At 64.2% G+C, this 19,490-nt stretch carries 21 protein-coding genes; 14 read left to right on the top strand and 7 right to left on the bottom strand.

The window, feature by feature from the left end:
- Positions 1 to 8 precede the first annotated feature (8 nt).
- The 3 genes from PU724_RS21620 to PU724_RS21630 all read left to right on the top strand — a co-directional run bounded on the left by PU724_RS21620 (position 9) and on the right by PU724_RS21630 (position 1,450).
- The gene (locus PU724_RS21620) at positions 9 to 545 is read left to right on the top strand and encodes an RrF2 family transcriptional regulator (RefSeq protein WP_292348213.1); all 537 of its coding nucleotides are present in this window, start codon (positions 9 to 11) and stop codon (positions 543 to 545) included.
- Between the two features lie 5 nt (positions 546 to 550).
- Positions 551 to 1,009 (top strand): carboxymuconolactone decarboxylase family protein, encoded by a 459-nt coding sequence (locus PU724_RS21625; RefSeq protein ID WP_292348211.1) that lies wholly within the window; start codon positions 551 to 553, stop codon positions 1,007 to 1,009.
- Between the two features lie 63 nt (positions 1,010 to 1,072).
- Positions 1,073 to 1,450 carry a DoxX family protein gene (locus PU724_RS21630; protein WP_354423751.1) on the top strand — a complete coding sequence of 126 codons (378 nt, stop codon included), beginning with the start codon at positions 1,073 to 1,075 and terminating at the stop codon, positions 1,448 to 1,450.
- Between the two features lie 21 nt (positions 1,451 to 1,471).
- Here PU724_RS21630 and PU724_RS21635 read toward each other — a convergent pair whose 3' ends face one another.
- Together PU724_RS21635 and PU724_RS21640 are read right to left on the bottom strand one after the other, a co-directional pair.
- Positions 1,472 to 2,194: an SDR family oxidoreductase gene (locus tag PU724_RS21635; protein ID WP_354423749.1), complete on the bottom strand. Its 723-nt coding sequence runs from the start codon at positions 2,192 to 2,194 to the stop codon at positions 1,472 to 1,474.
- Positions 2,191 to 3,036 carry an SDR family NAD(P)-dependent oxidoreductase gene (locus tag PU724_RS21640; protein WP_354423747.1) on the bottom strand — a complete coding sequence of 282 codons (846 nt, stop codon included), beginning with the start codon at positions 3,034 to 3,036 and terminating at the stop codon, positions 2,191 to 2,193. The genes PU724_RS21635 and PU724_RS21640 overlap by 4 nt, the downstream gene beginning before the upstream one ends.
- Positions 3,037 to 3,139: 103 nt before the next feature.
- On the opposite strand from PU724_RS21640, the gene PU724_RS21645 reads away from it, so the two are divergent.
- Positions 3,140 to 4,012 (top strand): helix-turn-helix transcriptional regulator, encoded by an 873-nt coding sequence (locus PU724_RS21645; RefSeq protein ID WP_354423745.1) that lies wholly within the window; start codon positions 3,140 to 3,142, stop codon positions 4,010 to 4,012.
- A 13-nt stretch (positions 4,013 to 4,025) separates the two neighbouring features.
- Here PU724_RS21645 and PU724_RS21650 read toward each other — a convergent pair whose 3' ends face one another.
- Complete coding sequence (locus PU724_RS21650; protein ID WP_127311434.1) at positions 4,026 to 4,655, bottom strand: TetR family transcriptional regulator C-terminal domain-containing protein; 630 nt, start codon at positions 4,653 to 4,655, stop codon at positions 4,026 to 4,028.
- 254 nt (positions 4,656 to 4,909) lie between these two features.
- Between PU724_RS21650 and aptA the strand changes: the two genes are divergently transcribed.
- The 4 genes from aptA to PU724_RS21670 all read left to right on the top strand — a co-directional run bounded on the left by aptA (position 4,910) and on the right by PU724_RS21670 (position 9,455).
- Positions 4,910 to 6,238 (top strand): omega-aminotransferase AptA, encoded by a 1,329-nt coding sequence (gene aptA, locus PU724_RS21655; RefSeq protein WP_127283263.1) that lies wholly within the window; start codon positions 4,910 to 4,912, stop codon positions 6,236 to 6,238.
- Between the two features lie 70 nt (positions 6,239 to 6,308).
- Positions 6,309 to 7,559 (top strand): Zn-dependent hydrolase, encoded by a 1,251-nt coding sequence (locus tag PU724_RS21660; protein ID WP_354423743.1) that lies wholly within the window; start codon positions 6,309 to 6,311, stop codon positions 7,557 to 7,559.
- A 64-nt stretch (positions 7,560 to 7,623) separates the two neighbouring features.
- Entirely contained in the window at positions 7,624 to 9,075 is a 1,452-nt protein-coding gene (hydA, locus tag PU724_RS21665) for a dihydropyrimidinase (protein WP_292105871.1), read from the top strand.
- 2 nt (positions 9,076 to 9,077) lie between these two features.
- Entirely contained in the window at positions 9,078 to 9,455 is a 378-nt protein-coding gene (locus tag PU724_RS21670; protein ID WP_189340688.1) for a hypothetical protein, read from the top strand.
- Positions 9,456 to 9,535: 80 nt separating this feature from the next.
- Here PU724_RS21670 and PU724_RS21675 read toward each other — a convergent pair whose 3' ends face one another.
- Positions 9,536 to 9,940 carry a cupin domain-containing protein gene (locus PU724_RS21675; RefSeq protein ID WP_127283266.1) on the bottom strand — a complete coding sequence of 135 codons (405 nt, stop codon included), beginning with the start codon at positions 9,938 to 9,940 and terminating at the stop codon, positions 9,536 to 9,538.
- Positions 9,941 to 10,070: 130 nt separating this feature from the next.
- Here PU724_RS21675 and PU724_RS21680 point away from each other — a divergent pair, with 130 nt between their 5' ends.
- From PU724_RS21680 to PU724_RS21695, 4 genes are all read left to right on the top strand, one after another.
- On the top strand, positions 10,071 to 10,862 hold the full coding sequence (locus PU724_RS21680; protein WP_127283267.1) for an ABC transporter ATP-binding protein: 792 nt from the start codon (positions 10,071 to 10,073) through the stop codon (positions 10,860 to 10,862).
- 156 nt (positions 10,863 to 11,018) lie between these two features.
- Complete coding sequence (locus PU724_RS21685; protein ID WP_292105865.1) at positions 11,019 to 11,897, top strand: ABC transporter permease; 879 nt, start codon at positions 11,019 to 11,021, stop codon at positions 11,895 to 11,897.
- The gene (locus PU724_RS21690) at positions 11,894 to 13,048 is read left to right on the top strand and encodes an ABC transporter permease (RefSeq protein ID WP_354423739.1); all 1,155 of its coding nucleotides are present in this window, start codon (positions 11,894 to 11,896) and stop codon (positions 13,046 to 13,048) included. Before PU724_RS21685 ends, PU724_RS21690 begins: the two co-directional genes overlap by 4 nt.
- 41 nt (positions 13,049 to 13,089) lie before the next feature.
- On the top strand, positions 13,090 to 14,061 hold the full coding sequence (locus PU724_RS21695) for an ABC transporter substrate-binding protein (protein ID WP_126053856.1): 972 nt from the start codon (positions 13,090 to 13,092) through the stop codon (positions 14,059 to 14,061).
- A gap of 39 nt (positions 14,062 to 14,100) precedes the next feature.
- Here PU724_RS21695 and PU724_RS21700 read toward each other — a convergent pair whose 3' ends face one another.
- Positions 14,101 to 14,559 carry an Lrp/AsnC family transcriptional regulator gene (locus PU724_RS21700; protein ID WP_126093047.1) on the bottom strand — a complete coding sequence of 153 codons (459 nt, stop codon included), beginning with the start codon at positions 14,557 to 14,559 and terminating at the stop codon, positions 14,101 to 14,103.
- A gap of 123 nt (positions 14,560 to 14,682) precedes the next feature.
- Here PU724_RS21700 and PU724_RS21705 point away from each other — a divergent pair, with 123 nt between their 5' ends.
- Together PU724_RS21705 and PU724_RS21710 are read left to right on the top strand one after the other, a co-directional pair.
- Positions 14,683 to 15,966: a cystathionine gamma-synthase family protein gene (locus tag PU724_RS21705; protein ID WP_354423736.1), complete on the top strand. Its 1,284-nt coding sequence runs from the start codon at positions 14,683 to 14,685 to the stop codon at positions 15,964 to 15,966.
- Positions 15,967 to 16,110: 144 nt separating this feature from the next.
- Positions 16,111 to 16,551 (top strand): CHRD domain-containing protein, encoded by a 441-nt coding sequence (locus PU724_RS21710; protein ID WP_127283270.1) that lies wholly within the window; start codon positions 16,111 to 16,113, stop codon positions 16,549 to 16,551.
- Between the two features lie 105 nt (positions 16,552 to 16,656).
- On the opposite strand, the gene PU724_RS21715 is transcribed toward PU724_RS21710, so the two are convergent.
- Positions 16,657 to 18,306 (bottom strand): thiamine pyrophosphate-binding protein, encoded by a 1,650-nt coding sequence (locus PU724_RS21715; RefSeq protein ID WP_354423734.1) that lies wholly within the window; start codon positions 18,304 to 18,306, stop codon positions 16,657 to 16,659.
- Complete coding sequence (locus tag PU724_RS21720) at positions 18,303 to 19,478, bottom strand: CaiB/BaiF CoA transferase family protein (RefSeq protein WP_354423732.1); 1,176 nt, start codon at positions 19,476 to 19,478, stop codon at positions 18,303 to 18,305. Before PU724_RS21720 ends, PU724_RS21715 begins: the two co-directional genes overlap by 4 nt.
- Between the last annotated feature and the right edge of the window lie 12 nt (positions 19,479 to 19,490).

Raw genomic sequence — 19,490 nt, forward strand, 5'->3', positions numbered from 1 at the left:
GTGGCATCATGAAACTGGGAGAAGGCATCGAGGCGGCGATCCACTGCGCCGCGATGCTCGCCGGGGTGGATGGCGCCGCGACCATGCCGGGCGCCGCCCTGGCGGAGGCCTTCGGTGTGTCGCCGAGCTATTTGCTCAAGCATCTCAACATGCTGACGGCCGCGGGCATTCTGGAATCGGTGCCGGGACCGGCCGGCGGCTACCGTCTGGCGAAGCCGTGCGAGCGCATCACGCTGCTCGACATCGTGCTCGCCGTCGAGGGCAGGGAACCTGCCTTCCGCTGCGGCGAGATCCGCCAGCGCGGCCCTGTGCGGCTCGATGCTTCGGCCTATGTGAAGCCATGCGGCATCAATGCCGCGATGCTCAAGGCCGAGCGCGCCTACCGGGCGGCTCTCGCCGAGGTCAGGCTGTCGGCGATCGTGGCTGACTATGTCAGCGAGGCCGATCCGCGCTCGGTCGCGGCGGGATGCGCCTTCGTTGCCCGCTATCAGCGGCCGCAGAAAGTTCATCCAAACCAAGTTCCCCCAAGCAAGAGTGAAAGGTAAGAACCATGAAACAGAGGCTGCAATTCTTCGCCAAGGCGCCCGAGATCATGAAGGCGGTGTCGGCGCTCAACAAGGCGGTCGACGAATGCGGGCTGGAGGTGAGCCTGCTGCATCTGATCAAGCTCAGGGCCTCGCAGATCAACGGCTGCTCCTTCTGCGTCGACATGCACAGCCGCGAAGCGCGGCAGGACGGCGAGAGCGAGCAGCGGCTCTATCTTGTCGCCGCCTGGAAGGAATCGCCGCTGTTTTCCGAACGCGAGCGTGCCGCGCTCGCCTGGACCGAAGCGGTGACGAAGATTTCCGAGAACGGCGTCTCGGAAGAACTCTATGCCCGTACGCTCGCGCATTTCTCGGAGGAGGAACTGGTCAAGCTGTCGGTCGCGATCGGCATGATCAACACCTGGAACCGGCTTTGCGTCCCGTTCCAGGCCATTCATCCGACGCAGGCGGCGAAAGCCGCTTGATCGGAAGGAGGACCGCGCGGGTCCGAGAGCGGACCCGCGCCTTTTTGTTTTAGGATCAATCACATGTTTGCAAATTTTCAGAACGAGATTCTGCTTGCCGCACGACTGCTGCTCGGTGGCGCCTTTGTCTTTGCCGGCTTGCGCAACATCCGGAACAGGGCGTTCCTGACCCAATTGATGACCGAACGCGGCGTGCCGCAGGCGGGGCTGGCGCTGTGGCTCGGCATCCTCCTGCAGGTCGTCGCCGGCGGCCTGATCGTGGCGGGCGTCTGGGCGGCACTTGGCGCTGCTTGCCTTATCCTGTTTCTGGTCGTCGCAACGATCATGTTCGACAATTTCTGGGATCATCAGGGGCCGGAGCGAGCGGCGCGGATCAACGGCTTTGTCGCCAATGTTGCGCTGGCCGGAGGGTTCCTGGCGCTGATGGCGCAGCCGCTTTGAGCGCGGCTGCGATTGTCTCCGTCACGCGGCGTATCGCAGGCCACCGTCGCAGGTCAGCACCTGGCCGGTCATGAAGCCGTTGGAGACCAGGAAAGCGATCGCGTCGGCGACGTCCTCGGCGCGGCCGATACGGCCGACGGGCGTCTTGCCGGCATATTCGGCAAAGACCGCTTGCCGCTGGTCCTCCGGCAGGAAATCCCACCACGGCGTGTCGATGACACCCGGAGCGACGACATTGACGCGCAGCGGCTTCAGCTCCACGGCGAGGATCGGCGCAACGGTCAGAAGCATGCCGTTGATGGCGCCGATGCCGGCGATGCCGGGCGCGGCGAGCTGCGCCGAAACGGCCGAAATGAAGGTCACTGATCCGTGTTTGCTCAACGTCGGCAGGGCCGCCTGCAGGCAGGAGAGCTGCGGCCGGATCTTTTCGTCGACGCCGCTGCCTATGTCGGCGAGGTCGAGGGTCGCGAACGGTCCAAGCCCCTTGCCGCCGCTGGCGGCCAGGACGAGGTGATCGAAATGCCCGAGGCCGTCGAAGAAATGCCGGACCTCATCGGGCCTGGTCGCGTCGAAGGCGGCCTTGCCGACGCTGCCGCCAAGGGTCCTCCAGGCGTCCTTGAGCTTGTCCTCGTTGCGGCCGGTGATCGTGACTTTCATGGCGGGACCGACCAGCCGCCTGGCCGTGGCCAAGCCGATGCCGGATGAGCCGCCGATAATGACGCAATGCTCGATTTTCTCACTCATGACTGTCTTTCCCTGGTTGTGGCTGAGGCGCGCTCGATCAGTCCGAGGCTCAATGAGTGCAACTGCCGGCGGACCTTTTCGTCGTAGGCCTGGGCGTCGGCGCGGGATTCGCGCTGGCCGTCGAAATAGAGGCCACTGCGGCCCTCGAGCGCCGGCGACGTCGCAAGATTGAGGATGGCCTCGGCGCCGGTCTCGACCGAGCTCCACGGCGTGACGCCCGCCTGCCGGACCATGGTCGTGTCCATGTAGCTTGCCGGATGCAGCGCGTTGACGGTGACGCCGCTGCCTTTCAGCTCTCCGGCCAGATCGACGCTGAACAGGATCTGCGCCAGCTTGCTCTGGCAGTAGGCGCGCACGCCGCTGTAGCCTTGGGTCAGCATGACGTCGTCGAAATCGATCGCCTGCTGGCCGGCCGAGGCGACATTGACGATGCGCGCCGGCGCGCTCGCCCTGAGCAGCGGCAGCAGCTCAGAGGTCAGCAGGAAGCCGGCGAGATAATTGACGGCGAAGCGCAGCTCGTAGCCGTCGGCGCTGACCTGCCTTTTCGACGCTTCGCCGGCAGTGCCGATACCGGCATTGTTGATCAAAATGTCGAGCCGGTTTGTTCTGGCGCGCACGGCTTCGGCGAGGCGCCTGACCTCGGCAAGCGACGAGAGATCGGCGACGACAAGCTCGGCCTTGCCGCCCGCGGCCTCGATGGCGGAAGCGACTGTCTTGCCTCGGCCTTCATCGCGGCCGTGCACCAGCACGCGGGCGCCGCTTGCGCCGAGCCTCTCCGCGACGACGCGGCCGACGCCGTCGGTCGATCCGGTGATGAGGACGGTCTTGTCTTTCAAATCCATGTTCAGAGCCTCCATCTTTTGCCCTGAACGCAAGATGGGGCGCGGCGCGCATCCCAAACAGTTCAAACTTTATCCTGGTATCAATACTGCTATAATAAGCCCCATGGATACGATCTCCCATTCGCCGGAAGACAGCCGCCGGCGTGAGCTTGGCGCCTTCCTGCGCTCGCGCCGTGAAAGGCTTTCACCCGGGACCGCCGGCATCGCCTGCGGCGCGCGCCGGCGCACGCCGGGGCTGCGGCGCGAGGAGGTAGCGATGATCGCGGGCGTCGGCACGACCTGGTACACCTGGCTTGAACAGGGCAGGGACGTCCGCCCCTCGGTGGAAGTGCTGACGGCGCTGTCGGAGGCGTTGCGCCTCGATGCAGTCGAGAAGCGTCATCTGTTCATCCTTGCCGGCCGCCAGCAGCCGGAGCGGCGCATTGTGGTGCCGGAAAAGATCGACGGCGCGCTTCTGCACATGCTGCAAAGCCTCGTCCTGCAGCCGGCCTATGTCGTCGGCCGGCGCTGGGACGTGCTGGCCTGGAACCCGGCGGCGGTGGCCGTGTTCGGTGATTATGGCCTGCTGGAGGGCGATGCCCGCAACATCGTCCACATGGTGTTCACCAGCCCGCATCATCGCCGCCTGTTGGTCGACTGGGAGGAACTCGCACGCGTGGTGCTGGCTTCGTTTCGGGCGGAGAGCGCCAAATATGTCGGCGATCCGGATTTCGACCGGCTGATCGCGTTGATGATGCGCTCAAGCCCCGAGTTCCGCGACTGGTGGCCGCGGCGCGACGTGGCGCGAAAGCTGACCGGCGTGAAGCACGTCCGGCATCCGACCGCGGGCGCGATGGTGTTCGAGCATATGAGCCTGTCGATCGATGACGGTTCCGACATGCGGCTGATCGTCTACACGCCGCTTGCCGAGCAGAACTCGATCGCCAAGCTGCAAGAGCTGCTCGACGCACTCCCGGCCGAACGGCGCAGCGCCTGACGCCATCCGACGTTCAGCCCTTCGGCTTCAGCCCATCGATGAACAATTGCTCGAGGAACCGGGCGGCATCTTCGAAGCGGCCGTCGCCGCCGCGGTCGGGGCCGAGCACGGCGCGCACCTGGACGTCGAAATCGGCATAGTGCTGCGTCGTCGCCCAGATCGAGAAGATCAGGTGCCAGGGGTCGGTGCGGGCGATCTTGCCGGCGCGCATCCAGCCCTTGATGACGGCGGCCTTCTCGTCGACCAGCGTTTTCAGCTCGCCTTCCAGCAGGGGCATGATGCGCGGCGCGCCCTGCAGGATCTCGTTGGCGAAGAGCCGGCTTTCGCGCGGGAAATCGCGCGCCATTTCGAGCTTGCGCCTGATGTAGCTGCGCAGCTCGGTGAGAGGGTCGCCGATGTCGTCGAGTTCCCTGAGCGGCGCCAGCCACGTCTCGAGCAGCCGCTCCATCAGCGTTTCGTGAATGTCTTCCTTGCGGCGGAAGTAGTAGAGCAGGTTCGGCTTCGACATGCCGGCCGCTTCGGCGATCTGGTCGATGGTCGAGCCGCGAAAGCCGTTGGTGGAGAAGACCTCGAGCGCTGCTTCCAGGATCAGCTCGCGCTTTTCCTGCTGGATGCGGGTGCGGCGGGGGGCGGAACCTTCCATGGCGGCCGTCACCCCTGCAAACCTTCGCCGCGAGCGCCATCTGGACCAATTCTCTGGACCAGTTTTTCCTTGGCCTGTGGAGCGCGCTTCGGATGCGGCATTTCCGTTAGTAATCCCTTGACCGCCGACATGGCGGTGCTAACGTTTGTCCAATCGGTCAAAATTTGCGTAGCACGAAAACGCAGCTGAGACCAAGTGCTGGGAAGACCAAGCGTTAGCCGCACCGAAACAGGTTACAAGGGGAAGTCTTGGTCATGTCCAACCGGCTGAAAGTCACGCCGAACGATCTCAGCGCATTCTGGATGCCGTTCACGGCGAACCGGCAGTTCAAGCAAGCGCCTCGCATGTTCGTGTCCGCCAAGGACATGCATTACACGACCAGCGACGGCCGCAAGGTGCTCGACGGCACCGCCGGTCTCTGGTGCGTCAATGCCGGCCACTGCCGGCCGAAGATCACCGAAGCGATCCAGCACCAGGCGGCCGAGCTCGACTATGCGCCGGCCTTCCAGATGGGCCACCCGATCGTCTTCGAACTGGCGAACCGCCTGGTCGACATCGCACCGAAGGGCATGGACCATGTCTTCTTCACCAATTCGGGTTCGGAATCGGTCGATACCGCGCTGAAGATGGCGATCGCCTACCACCGCGCCAGGGGCGAAGGCTCGCGCACCCGCCTGATCGGCCGCGAGCGCGGCTATCACGGCGTCAATTTCGGCGGCATCTCGGTCGGCGGCATCGTCAACAACCGCAAGATGTTCGGCACGCTGCTCGGCGGCGTCGACCATATGCCGCACACGCATCTGCCGGAAAAGAACGCCTTCTCGAAGGGCGTGCCGGAACACGGCGCGGAACTCGCCAACGAGTTGGAGCGCATCGTCGCGCTGCACGACGCCTCGACCATCGCGGCCGTCATCGTCGAGCCGGTGGCCGGCTCGACCGGCGTCATCCTGCCGCCGAAGGGCTATCTGCAGAAGCTGCGCGAGATCTGCACCAAGCACGGCATCCTGTTGATCTTCGACGAGGTCATCACCGGCTTCGGACGCCTCGGCACGCCGTTCGCCGCCGACTATTTCGGTGTGACGCCTGACATCATGACGACCGCCAAGGGCGTCTCCAACGGCGTCATCCCGATGGGCGCGGTATTCGTGACGAAGGAGATTCACGACGCCTTCATGACCGGACCCGATCACATGATCGAGTTCTTCCACGGCTACACCTATTCGGGCAATCCGATCGCCTGTGCCGCCGCGCTCGGCACGCTCGACACCTACAAGGAAGAGGGCCTGTTGACCCGCGGCGAAGAACTGGCGCCTTACTGGGAAGACGCGCTGCATTCGCTGAAGGGCGAGCCGAACGTGATCGACGTCAGGAACATCGGCCTGATCGGTGCGATCGAGCTGGCGCCGATCGCCGGGCAGCCGACGAAGCGGGCCTTCTCGGCCTTCGTCAAGGCGTTCGAGCACGGCTTGCTGATCCGCACCACCGGCGACATCATCGCACTGTCGCCGCCGCTGATCATCACCAAGGGCCAGATCAACGAATTGATCGACCATCTGCGGGATGTGCTGAGGTCGATCGACTAGACCTGCTTTGTCCGGTGTGGCGGCGTCGGGAACCGCCGCCCCACCGGGTAGTGAAATGAGAGGACTTTGAATGGCCGCCCCCGGCGAGAATCTGCGAATCAATTCAGACCGTTTGTGGGATTCCATCATGGAGATGGCGAAGATCGGCCCCGGCATTGCCGGCGGCAACAATCGCCAGACCGTGACCGACGAGGATGGCGAGGGCCGGCATCTGTTCAAGCGCTGGTGCGAGGCCGCCGGCCTCGAAATGGGGCTCGACGAGATGGGCACCATGTTTGCCCGCCGTGAGGGCACCGATCCCAGTCTGCCGCCAGTCTATGTGGGCAGCCATCTCGACACCCAGCCGACCGGCGGCAAGTATGACGGCGTGCTCGGCGTGCTCGGCGGGCTGGAAGTCGTGCGCTCGCTCAACGATCTCGGCATCAAGACCAAACACCCGATCGTCGTCACCAACTGGACGAACGAGGAAGGCGCGCGCTTCGCGCCGGCGATGATGGCGTCCGGCGTCTTTGCCGGCGTGCTCGACCAGGCCGATGTCTACGAACATGTCGACAAGGACGGCAAGAAGTTCGGCGAGGAATTGGAGCGCATCGGCTGGAAAGGCGCCGAGAAGATCGGCGAGCGCAAGATCCACGCCTTCTTCGAACTGCATATCGAGCAGGGGCCCATTCTTGAAGATGAAGGCATCGACATCGGGGTTGTCACCCACGGCCAGGGCCTGAAGTGGCTGCAGGTGACGCTGACCGGCAAGGAGGCGCATACCGGTTCGACGCCGATGCCGAAGCGACGCAATGCCGGCCTCGGCATGGCGCGGGTGATCGAGCTGGTACACGAGATCGCCATGGACTACCAGCCGGACGCGGTCGGCGCGGTCGGCCACATGCAGGCCTATCCGAACTCGCGCAACATCATTGCCGGGCGCACCGTCTTCACCATCGACATCCGCTCACCGGAAAAGGAGGTGCTCGACGCCATGGACGCGCGCGTGCGCGAAGGCATCGACACGATCTGCGATGCGCTCGACATCAAATACCAGATCGAGCAGGTCGGCCATTTCGATCCGGTGACCTTCGACAAGAACTGCGTCAAGGCGATCCGCGATGCCGCCGAACGGTTGGGCTACACGCATCGCAACATCGTCTCGGGTGCCGGCCACGACGCCTGCTGGATCAACCGCGTTGCCCCTACGGCGATGGTGATGTGCCCCTGCGTCGACGGGCTCAGCCACAACGAGGCTGAGGAGATATCCAAGGAATGGGCGGGCGCCGGCGCCGACGTTTTGTTCCATGCGGTGGTGGAGACGGCTGTCATCGTCGAGTGAGGTCCGGAATCTAGAATTCAACGCTGCTCGCAAAGAAGCGCGATTAGAACAGGGGAACATGAAAATGACCAAAGTCATCAGGAACGGCACGATCGTCACGGCCGACCGCACCTGGAAGGCCGACGTGCTGATGCAGCACGGCAAGATCGTCGCCATCGGCTCGAACCTGCACGGCGACCATGAGTTCGACGCCACCGGCTGCTACGTCATGCCGGGCGGCATCGATCCGCACACCCATCTCGAAATGCCGTTCATGGGCACCTATTCGGCCGACGATTTCGAATCCGGCACCCGCGCGGCACTTTCCGGCGGAACGACGATGGTGGTCGATTTCTGCCTGCCGGCGCCGAAACAGTCGCTGCTCGAAGCGTTGCAGATGTGGGACAACAAGACCTCGAAGGCGGCCTGCGACTATTCATTCCACATGGCGGTCACCTGGTGGGGAAAGCAGGTGTTCGACGAGATGGCGACCGTCGTCGACAGGGGCATCACCTCGTTCAAGCACTTCATGGCCTACAAGGGCGCCCTGATGGTCGACGACGACGAGATGTACGCGTCGTTCCAGCGCTGCGCCGATCTCGGCGCTCTGCCGCTGGTGCATGCCGAGAATGGCGACGTGGTTGCAGCCCTTTCTCAGAAGCTGCTCGCCGCCGGCAACAACGGCCCCGAGGGGCATGCCTATTCGCGGCCGCCGGAAGTGGAAGGCGAGGCGACCAACCGCGCCATCATGATCGCCGACATGGCCGGCGTGCCGCTCTATGTCGTGCATGTCTCCTGCGAGCAGGCGCATGAGGCCATCCGCCGCGCGCGCCAGAAGGGCATGCGGGTGTTCGGCGAGCCGCTGATCCAGCATTTGACGCTCGACGAGAGCGAATATTTCAACAAGGACTGGGACCACGCCGCGCGCCGCGTGATGAGCCCGCCCTTCCGCAACAAGCTGCACCAGGATTCGCTGTGGGCGGGCCTGCAGGCGGGATCGCTGCAAGTGGTGGCGACCGACCATTGCTCGTTCACCACCCAGCAAAAGCGCAACGGCGTCGGCGACTTCACCAAGATTCCGAACGGCACGGGCGGGCTCGAGGACCGGCTGCCGGTGCTGTGGACGACCGGCGTCAACACCGGACGGCTGACGATGAACGAATTCGTCGCGGTGACCTCGACCAACATCGCCAAGATCCTCAACATGTACCCGAAGAAGGGCGCCATCGTCGAAGGCGCGGACGCCGACATCCTGGTCTGGGATCCGAAGCGCAAGAAGACGATCACCTCGAAGAAGCAGCAGTCGGTGATCGACTACAATGTGTTCGAAGGCTTCGAGGTGACCGGCCTGCCGCGCTTCGTCTTCTCGCGCGGCGAATTGTCGATCGAGGAGGCGGAGGTCAAGGCCAAGGTCGGCCATGGCGAATTCGTCGCCCGCGAGCCGAACGCCGCGGTCAACCGGGCGCTGTCGACCTGGAAGGAGATCAGCGCGCCGCGCAAGGTGGAACGCACCGGCATTCCGGCGACCGGGGTCTGAGCGTGCGCGTTTCTCATTTTGCGTTTGCGGCCGCAGCGCTGCTCGTCGCCGGTCAGGCTTCCGCGGCTGCGATCGACCTGTCGAAACCCTATGGCAACAAATCCGGCTGCATCAACAAGAACGGCCAGGAAATCTATGCCGAGGACATGCTGCTGTTGACCGACGAGGCATTCGTCACGGTGGCGAGTGCCTGCACCTTTACCGAAAAGAAGGCACAGGCCGACGGCTCGCTGCTGGTCAAGGCGCAATGCCAGGCGGAAGGCGAGGAGGGTGAGTCACCCGCCCAGTTCACCATCAAGCGCAGCGCCAAGAACGCCAAAAAGCTGGTGATCGCCGACGAGGACGGCAATGTCATGGGAGAAGTCTCCCGGTGCAAATGACGCTTGGAGTTTTTCCTTCGGTTCCGAAGCAAGACAGCATTTGTGCGACGCCAAGCGATCCCGCTTGGCTGCAAAATGCCTTAGGCAACCAGCGCATCCAGTTCCGGCAGCAGGACGACGCTTTCCTGCTCGTTGGGGTCGGTGCGGGCGATGACCGCCGACGAGGGCGCGCCGCTCAGATTGGCGGGCAGATGCGGCACGCCGGCGGGGATATAGAACAGGTCGCCGGCCTTGACGACGATGTGATGCTCAAGGCGGTCGCCATACCAGGTGTGGACCTCGCCGGAGAGCACGTAGATCGCCGTCTCATGGTTCTCATGCATATGCGCCTTGGCGCGGGCACCGGGCGGCATGGTGAGCACGTGCATGCAGATGCCGGACGAGCCGACCGACTCGGTGGCAATGCCGGCGAAATAGGTCAAACCCTGCTTGCCTTCATAAGTGCTTTCGGGGCGGATAAGATGACAAGTCGGTTTGAGCGACATCGGGGAAACTCCGGGCGTCGGGCTGGCGGGACAAGGCCAATGGGGCAGGGTGAGTGGAAAACAACGTCGCGATAAAAGCAATCGGAATCCAGCCGGCGCCGCAGGCACGGGAACGGGCAGGCGCCAGCCAATGACCGGACAGTCGCCAGCCGTCGTTTCGGCAAGCAAGCTAGGCCTCACCTTCCAGACCAATGACGGTCCGGTGCAGGCGCTGTCCAATGTCGACCTCACCATCGGCAAGGGCGAATTCGTCTCCTTCATCGGCCCGTCTGGTTGCGGCAAGACGACCTTGCTCAGGGTCATCGCCGACCTGGAGAAGCCGACATCGGGGACCATTTCGGTCAACGGCCTGACGCCGGAGCAGGCGCGCGAGAAACGCGCCTATGGCTATGTCTTCCAGGCGGCCGCCCTTTTCCCGTGGCGCACGATCGAGCGCAATGTGGCGCTGCCCCTGGAGATCATCGGCCTCTCAAAGGCAGAGCAGGCGGAGCGCATCAAGCGCACGCTGGAACTGGTCAACCTCGCCGGCTTCGAGAAGAAATATCCCTGGCAGCTTTCCGGCGGCATGCAGCAGCGCGCCTCGATCGCCCGTGCGCTCGCTTTCGACGCCGACTTGCTCCTGATGGACGAACCGTTCGGCGCGCTCGACGAGATCGTGCGCGACCATTTGAATGAACAGCTTCTGGAATTGTGGGAGCGGACCAACAAGACGATCTGCTTCGTCACCCACTCCATTCCCGAGGCGGTGTACCTCTCGACGCGCATCGTCGTGATGTCGCCGCGGCCGGGCCGCGTCAGCGACGTTATCGAATCGACGCTGCCAAGAAAGCGGCCGCTCGACATCCGCGAGACGCCGGAGTTTTTGGCGATCGCCGCGCGCGTGCGCGACGGCCTCCGGGCAGGGCACAGCTATGATGATTGAGCGCCGTCAGGAGCGAGCGCCTGCCCGCGCCTTCGTCATCCCAGGGCGAGGCGCCCGCGATGCGGCGTGCGTGAAGGGAGCGGCCAACCACGCCTTCGGCCTTCGCTTCGCTCCGGCTACCCTCCCCCCGGCGGGAAGAGGAGAGGGGCAGCGCTGATGGACTCCTTCCGCTCGAAAATCATCCCCGTCACAACCATCCTCGCAGCCGTGGTGGTCGCCTGGTATGTCTTTGCCGTTGTCCTCAACGCGCCGTTCCAGCGCGATCTCGACCAACGCGCCAATGAGACGCCCGGCACCGCCGAATTCATCGGCAAGACGCTGTCGCAGCCGAAGCCGACGCTGCCGGCGCCGCATCAGGTGGCGGTGAATTTCTTCGAGAACACCTTCCTGCGGTCAGTCACCTCGAACCGCAGCCTGGTCTACAACGCCTGGGTGACGCTGTCCTCGACGCTGCTCGGCTTTGCCTTCGGCACCGCGCTCGGCATCGTCATTGCCGTCGGCATCGTGCATGTCGCGACGCTCGACCGTAGCCTGATGCCGTGGGTCATTGCCTCGCAGACGATCCCCATCCTGGCCGTTGCGCCTATGATCATCGTGGTGCTGGCGGCGGTCGGCATCACCGGGCTGATCCCGAAGGCGCTGATCTCGACCTACCTGTCGTTCTTCCCGGTGACTGTCGGCATGGTGAAGGGGCTGCGCTCGCCCGAGCTTATGCATCTCGACCTGATGCATACCTACAATGCCAGCCGTGCGCAGACTTTCTGGAAGCTGAGGGTGCCGGCATCGGTGCCGTTCCTGTTCACCTCGATGAAGGTGGCGGTGGCGGCGAGCCTGGTTGGCGCCATCGTCGGCGAACTGCCGACCGGCGCTGTCGCCGGCATCGGCGCCAAGCTGCTGGCGGGCGCCTACTACAGCCAGTCCATCGATATCTGGTCGGCGCTGGTCGCCGGTTCGGTCGTGGCAGCACTTCTGGTGATGGTGGTCGGCGTTGCCGGCCGCCTCGTCGACCGCGCCATGGGCGGGAGGCCGGCATGAGTTGGCTAAAACCATCCTGGCAAGGGCTGCTGGCGATCCTGCTATGCCTGATCGCCTTGGCACTCGGCGCGATGTCGAAGCCGGAAGCGGCGGCGCTGGCGCAACCTGAAGCGTCTTTCGACTATCCCTACCTTGCGACGAAGGGGCTGATGTTCGGCCTGCTGCTGCTGGCAACTCTTGCCTCGATGGCCAGGCTGTCCACGATCGTCGAAGCCCTGGTGCTATTCATCGGCGCGCATCTCGCCGCCTGGCTGCTGATCACGGGCATAAACGGCTATGAAGGCACGGCGCTGGCGCCATTCTTCCTGCTGCTCGCCGCCGCCTGGCTGCTGGGATGGCGCTGCGTGGCGGTGCTGTCTTCGCTGCGCCCGGTGGCGAACTGGGTGCGGACCGCCCTGCGGCTGATTATCCCGGCGATCTTCGGCGCCTGGATCCTGATCATCTGGGAAGCGGTGACCCGGGGAGCCGGCATTCCCTTCATCCTGTTGCCGCCGCCAAGCGCCATCGGCGCGCGCATCGCCGGTTCGCTGCCGGTACTCGGCGCCGATGTCCGGCAGACCATCTTCAAGGCGGTGATCTTCGGCTATGTTGTCGGCAGCGGCGCCGGCTTCCTCGCGGCGATCGCGGCCGACCGCGTGCCGTTCCTCAGGCGCGGGCTCTTGCCGATCGGCAACATGGTCTCGGCGCTGCCGATCATCGGCGTGGCGCCGATCATGGTGATGTGGTTCGGCTTCGACTGGCAGTCAAAGGCGGCGGTCGTCATCATCATGACCTTCTTCCCGATGCTGGTGAACACGGTCGCCGGGCTTGCCGCTTCCGGCCATATGGAGCGCGACTTGATGCGCACCTATGCGTCGGGCTATTGGCCGACGCTCATCAAGCTCAGGTTGCCCGCCGCCGCTCCCTTCATCTTCAACGCGCTGAAGATCAACTCGACGCTGGCGCTGATCGGCGCCATCGTCGCGGAGTTCTTCGGCACGCCCGTCGTCGGCATGGGATTCCGCATTTCGACCGAGGTCGGGCGGATGAACATCGACATGGTCTGGGCCGAAATCGCAGTTGCAGCACTGGCGGGTTCGGTCTTTTATGGCGTGGTCGCTCTTGTCGAAAGAGCCGTCACGTTTTGGCATCCCTCTGTCCGTGGTGGATAGGGGCGGTGGGTTTAAGGGTGCTAACTTCAGAGGGTAAAAACATGAAAAGACTGATTATTCCTGTCCTGGCCGGCGCGATGTCGCTGGCCGCTTTCCAGGCGATGGCCGCCGACAAGGTGACGCTGCAGCTGAAGTGGGTCACGCAGGCCCAGTTCGCCGGCTACTATGTCGCCAAGGCCAAGGGCTTCTACGAAGCCGAGGGCCTCGACGTCGACATCAAGCCGGGCGGCCCCGATATCGCGCCCGAGCAGGTGATCGCCGGCGGCGGCGCCGACGTCATCGTCGACTGGATGGGCGGCGCGCTTGCCGCGCGCGAGAAGGGCGTGCCGCTGGTCAACATCGCCCAGCCGTTCAAGAAGGCCGGCATGGAGTTGGTCTGCCCGAAGGATGGCCCGATCAAGACCGAAGCCGACTTCAAGGGCCACACGCTCGGCGTCTGGTTCTTCGGCAACGAGTATCCGTTCTACGCCTGGATGAACAAGCTCGGCCTCAAGACCGAGGGCGGCCCGGACGGCGTCACCGTGCTGAAGCAGAGCTTCGACGTGCAGCCGCTGATCCAGAAGCAGGCGGACTGCATCTCGGTCATGACCTACAACGAGTACTGGCAGCTGATCGACGCCGGCTACAAGCCGGAACAGCTCACCGTGTTCAACTACTCGGCCATGGGCAACGATTTGCTCGAAGACGGGCTCTATGCGTTGGGAGACAAGCTCAAGGATCCGGCCTTCGAGGACAAGATGGTGCGTTTCGTGCGCGCTTCGATGAAGGGCTGGAAATATGCCGTGGACAACTCCGACGAGGCAGCCGGCATCGTCATGGACAATGGCGGCCAGGACGAGAACCACCAGAAGCGGATGATGGGCGAAGTCGCCAAGCTGATCGACAATGCCGATGGCAAGCTGATTCCGGAAGCCTATGAGCGCACCGCCAAGGCGCTGCTCGACCAGAAGATCATCACCAAGCAGCCGGAAGGCGCGTACACCACGGCGATCACCGACAAGGCGATCAAGTAGGCCGGCTGAACGCTGACATGCTGATCTGGGAACGGCGCCTCAGAGGCGCCGTTCCTTTATGGTGTTCATGACGAAGCTGGTCTCGATCGAGGCGACGCATTTCAGCCGCGCGATCTTTTCCTTGATGAAGCGCTCGTACTGCTCGAGGCTTCCTGCCACCACCTTCAGCACATAGTCGCGCGAACCGGTGACGAGGTGGCATTCCAGCACCTCTTCCCAGCCGCGGATCGCCTCCTCGAACATGACGATCTCGTCCTCGTTCTGGCGGCTGAGCCTGATGGTGGCGATGGCGACCATGCCCCAGCCGAACGCGGCCGGATCGACCAAGGCGGTATAGCCTCTGATGACGCCGGCTTCCTCCAAACGCCGCACGCGCCGCAGGCAGGGCGACGGCGACAGACCGATCCGCTCGGCAAGCTCGTTGTTGGTGATGCGGGCGTCGGCTTGCAGTTCACGCAGGATCTTGCGGTCGAAATCGTCGGCTATCTTCTGCTGCACTTTTGGGCTCTCCAGGCAATTCATTGCGGGAACGCAGCCATGGGAGCCCAAAAATAGCAAGGACTGCATGATGGGGATGGCATAAATTGCGAGGCAACACTCCTCGAAAAGCAGGAAAAAGCCATGACCGCGCCGCGCCCGTCGAAAACCCACATCGGCAACCACAAGCTCCATCCGGAGACGCTGATGCTGAGCTATGGCTTCGATCCGCAGCTTTCGGAGGGCGCGGTCAAGCCGCCGGTGTTCCTCACCTCGACCTTCGTGTTCAAATCGGCGGAAGAGGGACGCGACTTCTTCGACTACACCTCCGGTCGCAAGGAACCTCCGAGCGGCACGGCTTCCGGTCTCGTCTATTCGCGCTTCAACCATCCCAACAGCGAGATCGTCGAGGACCGGCTGGCGGTCTATGAGGGCACGGACGCCTGTATCCTGTTCTCGTCCGGCATGTCGGCGATCGCAACGACCCTTCTCGCCTATGCCCGCCCGGGTGACGTCATCCTGCATTCGCAGCCGCTCTATGGCGGCACCGAGACGCTCCTGACGCGCACGCTCGCCGGCTTCGGCATAGAGGCCGTCGGCTTCGCGGACGGCGTCGACGAGGTGGCGGTTCGCGCGGCTGCCAATGCTGCCACGGCCAAGGGCCGCGTGTCGGTCATCCTGATCGAGACGCCGTCAAATCCCACCAACAGCCTTGTCGACATCGCGCTGATGCGCAGGATCGCCGACGAAATCGGCGCCGGGCAAGGGACGAAGCCGATCATCGTCTGCGACAACACGCTGCTCGGTCCGGTGTTCCAGCGGCCGATCGAACACGGCGCCGATGTCTCCGTCTATTCGCTGACCAAATATGTCGGCGGCCATTCCGACCTGATCGCCGGCGCGGCGATGGGCAGCAAGGCGGTCACCAAGCCGATCAAGGCGCTGCGCGGCGCGATCGGCACGCAGCTCGACCCGCATTCCTGCTGGATGCTCGGCCGCTCGCTGGAGACGCTGTCGATCCGCATGGAACGCGCAAACGACAATGCGCGCCTGGTCGCCGAATTCCTGCGCGACCATGCCAAGGTCGAGAAGGTGCATTATCTGCCGTTCCTGGGCGAGGGTACGCCTTCGGGCCGCACCTATCGCGCGCAGTGCAGTGGCGCCGGCTCGACCTTCTCCTTCGACATTCGCGGCGGGCAGAAGGCGGCGTTCGCCTTTCTCAACGCCCTGCAGATCTTCAAGCTGGCGGTAAGCCTCGGCGGAACGGAATCGCTCGCCAGCCACCCGGCGGCCATGACCCATTCGGGCATTCCCTTCGAGGTGCGCCAGCGCATCGGCGTGCTCGAGACCACGGTCAGGCTGTCGATCGGCGTCGAGCATCCGGACGACCTGATCGCCGACCTGACGCAGGCGTTGGCAGCCGTCTGATCACCGCCTTCGTGGACTCCAAAAAGGGGCGGGTAACCGCCCCTTTTCGGCGCGATGTCAAATCGGCGTTACCGGGCGGAAACATCGGCTCCTCAAGCCGTTGTGCCGGTGCATCCATTTCGGGATGTCACAACGGAGGTTTCCATGCGCATTCAACCCCTCGCGCCGATGCTCTCGGCGCTGGCCATTTCCGCGTCGGTCCTGCTTGCCTTTCCTGCCTTGGCCGAAACGGTGAAATACACGGCGACGCTCGATGGCAGCCAGCAGAGCCCGCCTGTCACCACCAAGGGCAAGGGAACCGCCACATTCACCTTCGACACCGCCAAGAAGAAGCTGAGCTGGAACGTCAAATATTCCGGCCTCAGCGGACCGGCGATTGCGGCCCACATCCACGGCCCGGCTGCGATGGGCGCGAATGCGGGACCCGTCATCCCGTTCAAGAAGCTCAAGAGCCCGATCAAGGGATCGGCGACGCTGACCGATGCGCAGGCGGCCGATCTGGAAGCCGGCAAATACTATGTCAACGTCCACACCGCCGCCAACAAGGACGGCGAGATCCGCGGCCAGATCGAGAAGGCGATGTAAGGCGCAAAGGGGCGGTTCATCGCCCCTTTGTCGCCAGCCGACAGAAAGGGCGGTTTGCCGCCCTTTCGCAGTTGAGCGCAGAAAGGCAGGAGGCTGCCTTTCGCCTTAGCTCTTGTCGCGGATCTGCGTCAGCGTGCGGGTCGGCGTGATCGCCTCGGGATCGAGCCTTATCTCGACGATAGCCGGCCTGCCGCTGGCGCGCGCGCGCTCGAAGGCCGGCGCGAAGTCGGCGGTCTTCTCGACCATCTCGCCATGGCCGCCATAGGAACGGGCAAGGGCGGCGAAGTCCGGGTTTTTCAGACTGGTGGCGACGACGCGGCTCGGGTATTCGCGCTCCTGATGCATGCGGATCGTGCCGTAAATGCCGTTGTTGACGACGATGACGATGATCGGCAGATCGTACTGGACTGCGGTGGCGAACTCCTGCCCGTTCATCAGGAAGCAGCCGTCGCCGGCGAAGGCGATGACTTCGCGGTTCGGGTGCAGCGCCTTGGCGGCGACGGCCGCCGGCGTGCCGTAGCCCATCGAACCTGAGGTCGGTGCCGCCTGCGTGCCGAAGCGGCGGGAGCGGTAGAAGCGATGCACCCAGGTGGCGTAGTTGCCGGCGCCGTTGGTGAGGATGGCGTCTTCCGGCAAGACCTTTCCGAGATGCTCGATGATCGGCCCCATCTGAACTGAGCCCGGGCCGGTCTGCGGCGGCGTCGACCATTCGAGATAGGCGGCATGCGCCTTTTCCGTCTCGGCCGCCCAGGAGGGCTTGGCCGAAGGCTTGCGCCTGGCGAAAGCCTCGACGAAGGCGGCGGGCGAAGCGTTGATGGCTATGGTCGGCCGGTAGACGCGGCCGAGCTCGCCGGCATCGGCGTGGACGTGCACCAGCGCCTGGTCGGGGTAGGGGCTTTTCAGCAACGTGTAGTCGGAGGACGGCATCTCACCCAGGCGGCCGCCAAGCATGAGCACGACATCGGCTGCCTTGATCTGCGCCGCCAGCTTCGGATTGATGCCGATCCCGACATCGCCGGCGTAGTTCGGATGCAAATGGTCGAACAGCATCTGGCGGCGGAAGGAGCATCCTACGGGCAATGACCATGCCTCGGCGATGGCGTGCATCCGCGCCACCGCTTGCTCGTCCCAGCGCGTGCCTCCGAGGATGACGAACGGGCGCTTGGCGCCGGCGAGAAGCTTTTCCAGCGCGTCGAGCTCAACCTCGCCGGGGCGTGACTCGACCGGCGTGTGGGGCAGTGCTGCAGGCGCCTCGACGACACTGGTCAGCATGTCCTCGGGCAGCGAGATGACGACCGGGCCGGGACGGCCGGACGTCGCCACCGCGAAGGCGCGGGTGACGAATTCGGGAATGCGCGAGGCATCGTCGATCTCGACCACCCATTTGGCAATGTCGCCGAAGAAACGCTTGTAATCGACCTCCTGGAAGGCCTCGCGCTCCTTGGCATGGCTGGCGACCTGGCCGATGAACAGGATCACCGGGACCGAATCCTGCATGGCGATGTGGATGCCGGCCGAGGCGTTGGTGGCGCCGGGGCCGCGGGTAACGAAACAGATGCCGGGCTTGCCGGTCAGGCGGCCCTGGCAGTCGGCCATCATCGCGGCGCCGCCTTCCTGGCGGCAGACGATGGTGCGGATCGGCGAGTCATGCAGCGCGTCGAGCACCGCGAGATAGGATTCGCCGGGCACGCAGAAGATGCGGTCGGTGCCGTTGGCTTCAAGCGCCTCGACGATCAGTTGTCCGCCGGTTTTCATTTCGCTGATCTCTCCAGTTCGGCCAGGATTTCCTCGGTGTGTTCGCCAAGACGCGGCGAGGGGCGCTCATAGACGAGCGGCGTGCCGGACATCACCATCGGCGCGCGCACCGAGGGCAGGCGATTGCCGTGGCCGTCGTCGAGATCGAGCCGCATGCCGCGCGCGATGGTCTGCGGATCATCGAACATCTGGCCGATCGTGTTGATCGGGCTCGCCGGCACGCTTGCCGCTTCGAGCTTCGCCAGCAGCGGATCGCGATCAAAGGTCTTGAGCGCCTCGATGATGCGCTCGCGCAGTCTCGCGCGGTTGGCGACGCGAGCAGGATTGGTGGCGAAGTCGGGATTCGACGGCAGATCGTCGAGGCCGACCGCCGCGCAGAATTTTTGGAACTGGCCGTCATTGCCGACCGCCAGGATGATGTGGCCGTCCTTCACCGGCAGCACCTCATAGGGCGCAATGTTCATATGCGCGTTGCCCATCTGTACCGGCGACCTGCCGGAAACCAGATAGTTGAGGTTCTGGTTGCTGAGCGCCGAGATCTGGCTGTCGTAGAGCGCCATGTCGATGTGCTGGCCCTCGCCGGTCGTTTCGGCATGGCGAAGCGCGGCCTGGATGGCGATCACCGAATAGAGGCCGGTGAACAGGTCGGAAATGGCGACCCCGGCCTTCTGCGGCTCGCGGCCGGCCTCGCCGGTGATCGACATCATGCCAGCCATGGCCTGGATGATGAAATCATAGCCCGCGCGTGGCGCGTAGGGTCCGTCCTGGCCGAAACCAGTGATCGAGCAATAGACGAGACGCGGGTTGATCTTCTTCAGGCTCTCGTAGTCGAGCCCGTATTTCTTCAGCCCGCCGAGCTTGAAGTTCTCGATCAGCACGTCGGCGTTGGCGACCAGCCGGCGCAGCGTATCGGCGCCCTCGGGCTTTGAGAAGTCGATGGCGATGGAGCGTTTGCCGCGATTGCAGGAGTGATAATAGGCGGCGGACAGGTTCTCGCCGTCATGGCTCATGACGAAGGGAGGACCCCATTTGCGGGTGTCATCGCCGCCGTCCGGGCTCTCGACCTTGATGACATCGGCGCCGAGATCGGCGAGCAACTGCCCCGCCCAGGGCCCGGCGAGGATGCGGGCGAGTTCGATAACGCGTATGCCTTTCAGCGGAGGCTCGGCCATGGATCACCGTGT

The organism is Mesorhizobium abyssinicae (assembly GCF_049887195.1).
Lineage (GTDB): Bacteria > Pseudomonadota > Alphaproteobacteria > Rhizobiales > Rhizobiaceae > Mesorhizobium > Mesorhizobium abyssinicae.